Raw genomic sequence first — 11,215 nt, 5'->3', positions numbered from 1 at the left:
GTGCGGCGGCCCGCGAGCGCTGCGGGGCACTGGCCGCGATCGGGCGGCAGCTGGCCGGGCTCGCCGCCGAGCTGGCCCCGGCACTGGACCGGTACGGGCGGATCAACCGGCTCGCCGCGCTCGCGGCCGGCACCTCCGCCGAGAACCGGCTGCGGATGCGCCTGGAGTCGTACGTCCTGGCGGCCCGGCTGGAGCAGGTCGCGGCGGCGGCCAGCGACCGGCTGGTCCGGATGTCCGGTGGGCGCTACACGCTGGTGCACAGCGACGACCGGGGCGCCGGCACCAAGCGCTCGGGCCTGGCCCTGCGGGTGGTCGACGCCTGGACGGGCACCGAGCGGGACACCGCGACCCTCTCCGGCGGCGAGAGCTTCTTCGCCTCGCTCTCCCTCGCCCTGGGCCTGGCCGACGTGGTCACCGACGAGGCGGGCGGCATGCCGCTGGACACCCTCTTCATCGACGAGGGCTTCGGCACCCTCGACGAGCACGCCCTGGAGGAGGTCATGGACGTCCTGGACGGCCTGCGCGAGCGGGACCGCACGGTCGGCATCGTCAGCCACGTGGCCGACCTGCGCAGCCGCATCCCCGCCCAGCTGCTGGTCCGCAAGGGGCGGCACGGCTCGACCCTGGCGCTGGCCGGGCGGGAGGACGCGTAGGGCCGGTCGGCCTGATCGGGGCGGGGATCAGCCAGGGGTCAGCCCGGGGTCAGCCCGAGCAGGCGATCCGCTGCGCCTGCTGCCAGGCGCACACCGGACAGAGGGTGCTGCCCGGCTGGTCGGCGGGCAGTTCGGTCGGCTCGCCGCACAGGACGCAGTCGGCGCGCGGCCCGGTCGCCTCCGGGTCGTGCCGCAGCGCCGCCTCCGCTCCGCCGTCTGGCCCGAGCTCGCAGACGCCCGTTTCGTGGTTCGTACCGGTGTCGCTCATGCCGCCTTCCTACTCCGCACCCCCGCCCTGCTGCAACACGCTCCGGCCCGGACCCAGCCCGGCGGACGGATGCCGGCGAACAGATTTCAGAAAACGTTCGCTGTAATCCGTCATCTGAAATCTGTTCGCGAGAGTCCGTCCGCTGAAACCCGTCCGTCGCGACCCGCCGCGTCCCACCGAGAACCGCCTTCCCGCCCCGCCCCCCTCCTGTCGCCCCCTCACGCCCGGCGGCTACCGTGACCGGCATGTCCACCGACCTGCACCGACGACTGCTCGCCGCCCACGCCACCACCCCGTCGTACCCCGAGGTGGGCGCCACCCGGGGCGGGGGCGGGCGACTGCCGGACGGCTACGCCCACCTGCGTCGGCGGGTCCACCTGGGGCACGGGCCGGAGGTGCTGGAGCGGGCCGGCCGCTACGTGCTCGGCTGGGGCAGCCAGTTGGGCACCGGCTTCGCGGTGCACCCGGCCGGCCCGGCCAGGGAGGGCGGGACAGTGCTACTGCGGCTGAACCTGCCGGGGAGTCGGTGGCCACGGCTGGTGATCCCCTGCCGGGTGGTGTGGACGGTGGACGAGCCGGGCCGGATCGGGTTCGGCTACGGAACCCTCCCCGGGCATCCGGAGTGCGGCGAGGAGGCGTTCCTGGTGTCGATGGACGCCGACGGCGAGGTGTGGTTCGAGGTCACCGCGTTCTCCCGGCTGTCCGCCTGGTACGCCAGGCTGGGCCGTCCGGTGGCGCTGCTCTGCCAGCACCTGGCGATCGAGCGCTACCTCGCCGCGGTGGCCGCGCACGTCCGCTGAGTCTGCTGAGTCCACCGAGCCCGCCGAGGGCCGCTGGGCCCACCCGCCCGGGCTGCCCGCCGCCGGGCCGTGCCGTGCCCGGGCCTCGCGTCCGGCCCGGCACACGCCCTCGGGCGTCAGCCGAGGAAGGACAGCCGGACGGTCCGGCGCGGGTTGTCCCCGTTGGTGTCGATCAGCACCACCGACTGCCAGACGCCGAGTGCCAGTTGGCCGCCGAGCACCGGCAGGGTGGCGTGCGGGGCGACCAGGCCGGGCACCACGTGGTCCCGGCCGTGGCCGGGGCTGCCGTGCCGGTGACGCCAGCGGTCGTCGGCCGGGAGCAGGTCGCGCAGGATGGCGAGGAAGTCGTCGTCGCTGCCGGAGCCGGTCTCCAGTACCGCGATCCCCGCGGTGGCGTGCGGCACGAAGACGTTGAGCAGGCCGTCGCGCCCGGCGGCCCGTTCGTCGAGGAACGCTGCGCAGCGGTCGGTGATGTCGAGCGCGACCTCGCGGCTGCCGGTGGTGATCTCGAGGGTGGTGCTCTGGAAGGTGGTGGCCGGGAACGATCCGGCCTGGGTGGAGTGGTTGTTGTCCGCCATGGCGCCATCCTGTCCCAGGTCAGCGGGCCGGGCGTACTCCCTCGCGGACTCGCCTTGCCGGGGAGGCAAACTCGCATAAGGTGAAAGGTTCAGACCACAGTGCCCCGGCCATCCGGGCCGCCTGCCCGGACACCGCCCGGACACACCGAAGACCCGGCGGACCGGACGGTCCACCGGGTCGGTTCCCGACCGGGCGGCAGGGAGGGACCCGTGCCGCACCGGCCGGACTAGCCGCGCCCGCCGAAGAGGCTCCGCCGCAGCCGACGCAGCGGAGTCAGCAGCGAGATCCTGGTGTGGCGACGACGGATCGTCGGGGCCTCGGCGCCGCGCGGCGTGAGTTCCCTTATCAACCCGAGCGCCTCGGCGGTGTCCACCGCCGGGAGTGCGGGCGCGCCGAGCACGGCCAGGTGTCGCTCGATCCGGCGGCCGGTCGTGCCGACACCGCACTGGATCGCCGGCACGCGGGGCCGAGTCCGCACTTGCATGTGTTCCATCAGTTTTCCCACCCCTACGAGGCGCCAGGGCCGTGAGGCGAAGACTATCCGTGACGGACGGCCTTCGCGCAACCGTCCTTGGTGTTGTGCCACCGTATCGTGCGGCGTCAACTGACGAAGCACCAGGGGCCGACCCGACCGGTCACGACTAGGCATCAATGATGGTGCACGACCGGCCGTCCGTCACCAGGACCGGCGGTCGCGGGTGCGGCAACCGCGTGCACGACACGCGCCCGGCGCGCCGCAGCGCCCCGGCGGCACCCCGCCCCGCACCCCACCCGTATCCGCCCGCGCCCCACCCTCGTCTCCATATAGGGGACAGCCGTCACATCGACAAAGCGATCACCCAGGCGCCCGCCGGACAGGACCCGTCCGAACGGGGGGCGCTGCCGAGACCGTGAACGCCCGATTTCAGGAAGTGAACACATTCGCGGGATTGACTCCCGCCGATCCTCCAAGCAATATCTGATGCACGCGCCAGTGCCCGCACCGCACTCAAGCGCGTGTTCGAGTGATGAAGAACTCCGGCTCCCGCGAGCCACTGCCCGGCCGCCTCGACGCTGCGGTGGCCAGGCTCGCACGGTGCCCGGACCGGCGGTCGGCCGTAGAGGGTCGGCCGGACCGCCACCTGACTGCCGGTGCCGCCCCGCGAGGGGCCCGGCACCGGCGGTTCCGGGGCCCTCACGCACGCCCTGTCCAGCCCCCGCCCGGACACCGCCAGGCCCCCGCGCCCGGACGCTCCGCCCGGCCCCCCAGGCACCACCGCCCCGCCGCAACCGCCCCCGGGGCCCCGTGCCGGACGTCCGCGCAGGTCGCACCCGGTGGATCGGTACACTCGGCCAGCGTGTCCCTCCTCCTCAGCATCGTGCTCCCGGTCCACGGCGTGGAGCGGTACCTCCCGCGCTGCCTCGACTCGATCCTCGGCGACACCCCCGCCGCGGAGACCCGCTTCGAGGTGATCGCGGTCGACGACCTCTCCCCCGACGGCTCCGGCGCGATCCTGGACGCCTACGCGGCCCGCGACAGTCGCCTGCGGGTGCTGCACCTCACCGAGAACCAGGGCCTCGGCGGCGCCCGCACCGCCGCCCTGCCGCAGGCCCGCGGCCAGTACGTCTGGTTCGTGGACAGCGACGACTGGGTGCCCGAGGGCACGGTCGGCATACTGCTGGACGAGCTGGTGCAGGAGCGCCGCCGGGAGACCCCCGCCGACGTGCTGGTCACCGACTTCACCCACGTCTACCCGGACGGCGGGACGGAGCCGAACCCCTGGCGCCACGTACTGACCGGCTCCCCGCTGGTCGACGGCTGCACCCTGGCCGAGCACCCGGCACTGTTCCAGACGGTGATGTCGGTGTGGAACAAGCTGTTCCGCCGCGAGTTCCTGGACGGCCTCGGCGTCTCCTTCGGCCGCGGCTACTACGAGGACATCTCGGTCACCTACCCGGCGCTGCTGGCCGCCGAGCGGCTGCGCTACCTCGACCGCCCCTGCTACTTCTACCGGCGCGGCCGGGAAGGCGCGATCACGGCCACCGCCTCCCCCAAGCACGCCGACGTGTTCGCCCAGTACGACGCGATCTTCGCCTTCCTGGACCGCCCTGACCGCCCCGGCCGGCCCGTCCCGGACTCGCTGCGCACCCTGGTCTTCGACCGGACCGTCCGCCAGGCGCTGAACGTCTACGACACCCCCGGTCTGGTCCCCACCGACCTGCGCAAGGACTTCTTCCAGCGGATCGCCCGGCACTTCGACCGCCACCGCCCGGCCGGGTACCGCTTCCCCGGCGGGGTGCGCGGCGTGCAGTACCGGCTGGCCGCCCGCGGCGCCCGGATCGCGTACGCCGAGCTGCGCCGCACCGGCCGGCTGCCGCGCGAACTCAAGCGCGGGGCACGGGCGGTGGCGCCGGCGGTGAAGAAGGGAATGCGCAGCGGCGCCCGGTTCACCGCGTACAACGCGTTCCGCCGGCTGCCGCTGGACCCGAACCTCGCGGTCTACGCCGCGTACTGGCACCGGGGTTACGCGTGCAGCCCGGCGGCGATCTACGAGAAGGCGAAGGAACTCGCCCCGCGGATCCGGGGCGTGTGGGTGGTGGAGAACCACGCCCAGGCCGCCACGCTGCCGTCCGGGGTGCCGTACGTGATCGTCAACACCCCCGCCTACCTCAAGGTGATGGCGACCGCCAAGTACTTCGTCAACAACGTCAACTTCCCCCGCACCATGACGAAGCGGCCGGGCACGGTGCACGTCCAGACCCAGCACGGCACCCCGCTCAAGGCGATGGGCATGGACCTGCGCGACCACCCGGCGGCGGCCGAGGGGATGGACTTCGAGCTGCTCCAGGAGGCCGTGGACCGCTGGGACTTCCTGGTCTCCCCCAACCCGCACACCAGCGGGCACTTCGCCCGCGCCTTCCCCGGCCGGTACGAGATGCTGGACACCGGCTACCCGCGCAACGACCGGCTGGCGAACGCCACTTCGGACGAGGTCCGGGCGATGCGGGAGCAGCTTGGGCTGCAACCGGACACCCGGGCGGTGCTGTACGCGCCGACCCACCGCGGCAGCAGGGGCGGCTACGTGCCGCTGCTGGACGTGGCCGCGCTGGCCCGGCAGCTGGGCCCGGACCACACGCTGCTGGTGCGCACCCACTACTTCCACACCGACGGCCCGGGCGACCTGACGGGGGCCGGTACGGAATCGGCGCGGATCGTGGATGTCTCGGCGCACCCGACCGTCGAGGACCTCTACCTCGCGGCGGACGCGCTGGTGACGGACTACTCGTCGATGATGTTCGACTACGCGGTGCTGGACCGGCCGGTGGTGATCTTCGCCCCGGACTGGGAGGAGTACCAGCGGGAACGCGGCGTCTACTTCGACCTGTTCGCGGAGCCGCCGGGCGCGGTCACGGTGGACGCGGACGGGCTGGCGCGGGCGCTGCTGGCGGGCGACCCCGAGCCGGCGGCGCGGGCGCGGTTCCGGGAGAAGTTCTGCGTCTGGGACGACGGCGGGGCGGCGGAACGGGTGGTGCGCCGGGTGTTCCCGGTGGAGAAGCGGTAGGACCCGCGCTGCAGCAGCTCCCCGCACCACAGCAGGGCCCCGGACGGGGCCGGTGTCGCCGGTACGGCGACCGGCCCCGTCGGCGCGAGCTCAGCGCTGGCGGGCGGCCAGGAACTCCTCGAAGGTCAGGACGCCGTCGTGGTTGGTGTCCATGCTGTGGATCAGCGCCTCGGCCATCGAGAGGGTGACGTCGTGGTCGCCCATCTCGTTGGCGGCCAGGGCGTACTCGGCCGCCGTGATCTTGCCGTCGCCGTCCTTGTCGAAGCGGTCGAAAAAGGCCTTGATCGCCTCGGTGGTCTCCATCGTGCCCTCCTGGGTACTGCGGGGTGTTGCTCGGTTCGGACGGCCGTACCCTACCCGGCCGTGGCGCGCGCCACGGTCGCCGGGAGTGGACGGGCGCAGGGGTGGGTGCCGTAGTCTGCGGATCTGATTGCGGGCCCGGGCTCCTCCCGGGCGGTCGTTCATCCAGGGAGGGAATCGTGCTCGACCTCGTCACCAAGTTGGTGCTGAAACCGGTCTCGCGGGGGATCTGGCGGCCGGTCATCGAGGGGATCGAGAACGTGCCGCGCAAGGGCGGGGTGATCCTGGCCAGCAACCACCTGTCCTTCATCGACAGCGTGGTGATCCCGCTGACCGCCCCGCGCCGGGTCCACTTCCTCGCCAAGGCCGAGTACTTCACCGGCACCGGGCTCAAGGGCCGGCTCTCCAAGGGCTTCTTCGAGGCGATCGGCGCGGTTCCGGTCGAACGCGGCACCTACCGTTCCGCTCAGGCCTCGCTGGAGTCGGCGCTGGAGATCCTGGAGGACGGCAAGGCCTTCGGCATCTACCCCGAGGGCACCCGCTCGCTGGACGGCCGGCTCTACCGGGGCAAGACGGGCGTCGCCTGGCTCGCACTGACCGCGGGCGTGCCGGTGGTCCCGGTGGCGCTGGAGGGTCCGGAGCAGATCCTGCCGGTGGGCAAGCGCGTGCCACGGCTGAAGAAGGTGACGGTCCGCTTCGGCGAACCCCTGCACTTCGACGAGCTGCACGGGCAGGCCCGCTCGCTGAAGGCCCGTCGGCAGGTGACCGACGAGGTGATGGCCGCCATCCAGCGGCTCTCCGGCCAGGAGGTCGCGGAGAGCTACAACGAGGTCCCGAAGGCGGCCTGACCGCCGCTCCGTCGCCGCGCGGCCGCCCTGCGCACGGTCACGACCGCGATGGACGCGACCACGATGTGGCGCGACCGCACTGTGGCGCGGGCGCCGTGGGCGCACCAACCGTGCCCCGGCCCGTCACACGTGCCCGAGCCCGGCCGGTTCCGGCCGGCCGGCGACCTCCGGCACCTCCCGGCGCAGCAGCGCCGCGTACCGGCCGTCCAGCGCCACCAGCTCCTCGTGGGTACCGAGTTCGACCACCTCGCCGTGGTCCAGGACGGCGATCTGGTCGGCGGCCCGGACGGTGGAGAGCCGGTGCGCGATGGTGATCGTGGTACGGCCGGCGGCCAAGGCGTCCACGGCCTGCTGGACGGCGCGCTCGGTGCGGTTGTCGAGCGCGCTGGTGGCCTCGTCGAGGATGAGCACCGGCGGGTTGCGCAGGATCGTCCGGGCGAGTGCGAGGCGCTGCTTCTCGCCACCGGAGAAGCGGTAGCCACGCTCGCCGACCAGGGTGTCGTAGCCGTCCGGGAGCGCGGCGATGGCGTCGTGGATCTGCGCGGCCCGGGCGGCCTCGACCAGTTCGGCGTCGCTGGCGCCGGGCTTGGCGAAGCGCAGGTTCTCGGCGACCGAGGCGTGGAAGAGGTAGGTCTCCTGGGAGACCACGCCGACCGCGCGGGCCAGGGTGTCGAAGGACAGCTCGCGCACGTCCACGCCGTCCAGGGTGACCCGCCCGCCGGTGACGTCGTACAGCCGCGGGACGAGGTAGCTGAGGGTCGTCTTGCCGGAGCCGGTCTCGCCGACCACGGCCAGTGAGCTCCCGGCCGGGACCTCCAGGTCGACGCCGGCCAGGGTCGGGCGCTCCTGCGCCGGGTCGTAGCGGAAGTCGACGCCCTTGAAGCGGACCTCGCCGCGGATGTCGGTCAGGGTGACCGGGTCGGCCGGCTCGTCGATCTCCACCGGCAGGTCGAGGTACTCGAAGATGCGCTGGAAGAGCGCGAGCGAGGTCTGCACGTCCACACCGGTGGAGAGCAGGCTGACCGTCGGGCGGAAGAGGCCCTGCTGGAGGGTGACGAAGGCGACCAGGGTGCCGACCGAGACGATCGGCGCGCCGGCGGCGGAGGTCAGCCCGGCCGCCCAGTAGATCAGCGCGGGCATCGCGGCCATCACGATCTGGATGGTGTTCATCCGCCAGCGCCCGGCCATACTGGACCGCACCTCCAGGTCGGCGAGCTGGTCGGACTGCTCGGTGAACTCACGGGCGAGGGAACCGGATCGGCCCATGGTGCGGCCGAGCAGGATGCCGCTGACCGAGAGCGACTCCTGGACCGCCGAGCTCATCGCGGCCAGCTGCTTCTGCCGCTCGGTGGTGATCTTCTTGCGCTCCTGGCCGACCCGGCGGCTGATCCAGACGAACAGCGGGAGCAGCAGCAGCGAGACGATGGTCAGCCGCCAGTCGAGGGCGGCCATGGCGACGACGGAGGCGACCACCGCGGTCAGGTTGGAGACCAGGCTGGTCGCGGTGGAGGTCACCGTGGACTGCATGCCGCCGATGTCGTTGGCGATCCGGGACTGCACCTCGCCGGTGCGGGTGCGGGTGAAGAAGGCCAGCGACTGCCGCTGGAGGTGGCCGTAGACGGCGGTGCGCAGGTCGTGCATCACGCGCTGGCCGACGGTGGTGGAGATCAGCGTCTGGAGGACGTTGAAGATGCTGTTCACCACGGCGGTCAGGATCATCCCGAGCGCGAGCAGGCTGAGCAGCCCGGTGCGGCCCTGCGGGATGGCGGTGTCCAGGACGGCCTTGAGCAGGAACGGCGAGACGACCGAGACCACGGCGGAGGCGGCGACCAGCAACCCGACAACGGCCAGGCGGCCCCGGTACGGGCGGAAGAGCCCGAGGATGCGGCGCCACTCGGCCGGCGGGCGGGGTTCGCCCTCGGCGCGTTCGGGCGGGGTCCAGTCGATGGCGGTGGGCCTCAAGGACGGGCCTCCCTGGGTGGGACGGTCGGGCGGACGGTCAAGCGCGGCTCAGCATAGCGAGGATAGCTCATAGTTAGACAAGCTAATAGTGAGGGTTGCTCTATTCCTCGGCGTCCGCACCGGAGCCGATCCGCCCCGCGCCGGGCCGGGGCCGAAAGCCCCGCGCCCGACACCTGGCGCCCGACCGCCCGACCGCCCGACCGCCCGACCGCCCGACCGTCAGTTGGCCCGGTAGGTGCGCGCCGCCTTCGAGGAGAGCCCGCCCAGCTTGCCCGAGGGCAGCACCCGGGCGATGGCCACGGCAACCTTGTACCGCTTGCCCGGCACGGACACGGACCGGCCGCGGGCCAGGTCGCGCATCGCCTCGTCCACCACCCGCTCCGCGGAGAGCCAGGACCAGGACGGGATGTTGCCGGTGCCCATGCCGGCCCGCTGGTGGAACTCCGTCCGGGTGAAGCCCGGGCACAGCGCCATCATCCGCACGCCCGTACCGCCGAGGTCGCGCAGCACACCCTGGGTGAAGCTGACCACCCAGGCCTTGCTCGCGCCGTACGTGCCACGCGGCAGGAAGGCCGCCACCGAGGCGACGTTGACGATCGCGCCGCGGCCACGCTCCCGCATGCCGGGCAGGGCGGCCGTGGTCAGCCGCAGGATCGCCTCGATGTGCACCTTCAGCATGGCCAGCTCGTCCTGGAGCGGGACAGCCCCGAAGGCGCCCTTGTTGCCGAAGCCGGCGTTGTTGACCAGCAGGTCCACCGGTCGGGCGGAGTCGGCGAGCCGCGCCTCCACGGCTCCGATGCCCTCGTCGGTCGCGAGGTCGGCGGTCAGCACCTCCGCCTCGATGCCGTACCTGCCGTGCAGGTCGGCGGCGGCGCTCTCCAGGCGCTCGGTGTCCCGGGCCACCAGGACGAGCTGGTAGCCGCTGCGGGCGAGCCGGCGGGCGAAGGCGGCTCCGATGCCGGCGGTCGCGCCGGTGATCAAGGCTGTGGTCATACCCCGACCGTACCGACTCCCCGCAGCCGCGCCCACACCCACGGAAACGCCCCGGCTCAGGACGCGGCCGGATACGACCTGCTGCCGGTGGCCAGGCGCACGACCTGGTACTGCAACCTAGACGGCGACGGCCTTGGCGCGGTCCGCGGCGATGTGCACCGCGAGGCCGGCGAGGACGGTGCCCATCACGTAGCGCTGGATCCGCAGCCAGCCGGGGCGGCGGTTGAGGAAGGCCGCGATACTGCCCGCGCTCACCGCGATCAGGCCGTTGACGGTGATCGCGATCACGATCTGGATCAGGCCCAGCAACAGGCTCTGCACCGCGACGTGACCGCGTTCCGGAGCCACGAACTGGGGCAGCAGCGAGATGTACATGATGGCGATCTTGGGGTTGAGCAGACAGGTCAGGAAGCCCATCGCGAACAGCCGGCGCGGCGGGTCCGGCGGCAGCTGCTGCGGGGCGAAGACCGCCGTGCCGCCCGGCTTGACCGCCTTCCAGGCCAGCCAGAGCAGGTATCCGGCGCCGGCCAGCTTGATCGCGGTGTAGAGGGCGGGCACCACCGAGAACACCGCGGCCACCCCCGCCGTCACCGCGACCAGGTAGACCAGGAAGCCGGCCGCGACCCCGACCAGCGAGACCAGCCCGGCGCGGCGGCCCTGCGCGATCGAGCGCGAGACCAGGTAGATCATGTTGGGCCCGGGCGACAGCACCATGCCCAGGGCCACGGCGGCGATCCCGAGCACGGCCCGGCCGTCCACGGCGGAGGTCAACGCGTCCATGCGAGGAGGCTAGAGCGGGCAATCGGGTCGATGCAATGATGGCTTTGCACTCGGTGCAATGTGCGCGGGCCGCTGTGCGGGACCTCTGGAGGGCCGACCGCCGATGGACGACTACCGACTGATCGCCGACCAGGTCGCCGCCGAGATCGCGGGCGGGCGGCTGCGGCCCGGCCGGCAGCTGCCCACCCAGCGCGCGTTCGCCCGCAGCCGGGGAATCGCCAACTCGACGGCGGGACGGGTCTACCGGGAACTGGCCCGGCGCGGGCTGACCGTCGGGGAGGTCGGGCGCGGGACCTTCGTCCGGGCCGGACGCGCACCGGACGGCGCCCGGGTGGCACTCGCGGAGCCGGCCGCCGCCCTCGTGGACCTGGAACTCAACTACCCCTCCGTCCCCGGGCAGGCCGAACTGCTGGCGAGCGGACTGGCGCCGCTGCTGCGACCGGACGCGCTGGGCGACGCGCTGCGGCCGGCCGGCGCGGCCGGAACGGGC

Annotated in this window: 12 protein-coding genes; 5 read left to right on the top strand and 7 right to left on the bottom strand. The window is 73.0% G+C overall.

Annotation, left to right across the window (positions count from 1 at the left end; translation table 11 throughout):
* A partial coding sequence (locus KS423_RS26000; RefSeq protein WP_308020250.1) for an SbcC/MukB-like Walker B domain-containing protein occupies positions 1–653 on the top strand: 653 nt, incomplete at its 5' end.
* Positions 654–702: 49 nt separating this feature from the next.
* Here KS423_RS26000 and KS423_RS25995 read toward each other — a convergent pair.
* Positions 703–921 (bottom strand): hypothetical protein, encoded by a 219-nt coding sequence (locus KS423_RS25995; protein ID WP_224282193.1) that lies wholly within the window; start codon positions 919–921, stop codon positions 703–705.
* 245 nt (positions 922–1,166) lie between these two features.
* Between KS423_RS25995 and KS423_RS25990 the strand changes: the two genes are divergently transcribed.
* Positions 1,167–1,721 (top strand): DUF1990 family protein, encoded by a 555-nt coding sequence (locus tag KS423_RS25990; RefSeq protein WP_224282192.1) that lies wholly within the window; start codon positions 1,167–1,169, stop codon positions 1,719–1,721.
* 116 nt (positions 1,722–1,837) lie between these two features.
* On the opposite strand, the gene KS423_RS25985 is transcribed toward KS423_RS25990, so the two are convergent.
* A complete protein-coding gene (locus KS423_RS25985; RefSeq protein ID WP_224282191.1) occupies positions 1,838–2,299 on the bottom strand; it encodes a YjbQ family protein in 462 nt (153 codons plus the stop codon).
* Between the two features lie 227 nt (positions 2,300–2,526).
* On the bottom strand, positions 2,527–2,793 hold the full coding sequence (locus tag KS423_RS25980) for a hypothetical protein (RefSeq protein WP_224282190.1): 267 nt from the start codon (positions 2,791–2,793) through the stop codon (positions 2,527–2,529).
* Between the two features lie 844 nt (positions 2,794–3,637).
* Here KS423_RS25980 and KS423_RS25975 point away from each other — a divergent pair.
* A complete protein-coding gene (locus tag KS423_RS25975; protein ID WP_224282189.1) occupies positions 3,638–5,842 on the top strand; it encodes a bifunctional glycosyltransferase family 2 protein/CDP-glycerol:glycerophosphate glycerophosphotransferase in 2,205 nt (734 codons plus the stop codon).
* A gap of 90 nt (positions 5,843–5,932) precedes the next feature.
* Here KS423_RS25975 and KS423_RS25970 read toward each other — a convergent pair whose 3' ends face one another.
* Positions 5,933–6,145: an EF-hand domain-containing protein gene (locus KS423_RS25970; RefSeq protein WP_224282188.1), complete on the bottom strand. Its 213-nt coding sequence runs from the start codon at positions 6,143–6,145 to the stop codon at positions 5,933–5,935.
* 176 nt (positions 6,146–6,321) lie between these two features.
* Here KS423_RS25970 and KS423_RS25965 point away from each other — a divergent pair, with 176 nt between their 5' ends.
* Positions 6,322–6,990 (top strand): 1-acyl-sn-glycerol-3-phosphate acyltransferase, encoded by a 669-nt coding sequence (locus KS423_RS25965; protein WP_224282187.1) that lies wholly within the window; start codon positions 6,322–6,324, stop codon positions 6,988–6,990.
* Positions 6,991–7,113: 123 nt separating this feature from the next.
* Here the strand turns inward: KS423_RS25965 and KS423_RS25960 are convergent, their stop codons facing one another.
* The 3 genes from KS423_RS25960 to KS423_RS25950 form a co-directional block, all read right to left on the bottom strand.
* Complete coding sequence (locus tag KS423_RS25960; protein ID WP_224282186.1) at positions 7,114–8,952, bottom strand: ABC transporter ATP-binding protein; 1,839 nt, start codon at positions 8,950–8,952, stop codon at positions 7,114–7,116.
* A 219-nt stretch (positions 8,953–9,171) separates the two neighbouring features.
* On the bottom strand, positions 9,172–9,945 hold the full coding sequence (locus KS423_RS25955; RefSeq protein ID WP_224282185.1) for an SDR family oxidoreductase: 774 nt from the start codon (positions 9,943–9,945) through the stop codon (positions 9,172–9,174).
* 117 nt (positions 9,946–10,062) lie between these two features.
* Positions 10,063–10,725 (bottom strand): LysE family translocator, encoded by a 663-nt coding sequence (locus tag KS423_RS25950; protein WP_224282184.1) that lies wholly within the window; start codon positions 10,723–10,725, stop codon positions 10,063–10,065.
* A gap of 103 nt (positions 10,726–10,828) precedes the next feature.
* Between KS423_RS25950 and KS423_RS25945 the strand changes: the two genes are divergently transcribed.
* Positions 10,829–11,215: GntR family transcriptional regulator (locus KS423_RS25945; protein ID WP_224282183.1), on the top strand; the 387-nt coding region annotated here is incomplete at its 3' end.

It is taken from the genome of Streptomyces sp. LS1784, from assembly GCF_020103755.1.
Lineage (GTDB): Bacteria > Actinomycetota > Actinomycetes > Streptomycetales > Streptomycetaceae > Kitasatospora.
This window is presented reverse-complemented; position numbering and strand designations above follow the sequence as displayed.

What these genes read in the sequence shown, in the direction of transcription:
- KS423_RS25955 (WP_224282185.1), bottom strand. Translation starts at nt 9,945, where the DNA reads ATGACCACAGCCTTGATCACCGGCGCGACCGCCGGCATCGGAGCCGCC.
- KS423_RS25985 (WP_224282191.1), bottom strand. Translation starts at nt 2,299, where the DNA reads ATGGCGGACAACAACCACTCCACCCAGGCCGGATCGTTCCCGGCCACC.
- KS423_RS25950 (WP_224282184.1), bottom strand. Translation starts at nt 10,725, where the DNA reads ATGGACGCGTTGACCTCCGCCGTGGACGGCCGGGCCGTGCTCGGGATC.
- KS423_RS25995 (WP_224282193.1), bottom strand. Translation starts at nt 921, where the DNA reads ATGAGCGACACCGGTACGAACCACGAAACGGGCGTCTGCGAGCTCGGG.
- KS423_RS25980 (WP_224282190.1), bottom strand. Translation starts at nt 2,793, where the DNA reads ATGGAACACATGCAAGTGCGGACTCGGCCCCGCGTGCCGGCGATCCAG.
- KS423_RS25990 (WP_224282192.1), top strand. Translation starts at nt 1,167, where the DNA reads ATGTCCACCGACCTGCACCGACGACTGCTCGCCGCCCACGCCACCACC.
- KS423_RS25970 (WP_224282188.1), bottom strand. Translation starts at nt 6,145, where the DNA reads ATGGAGACCACCGAGGCGATCAAGGCCTTTTTCGACCGCTTCGACAAG.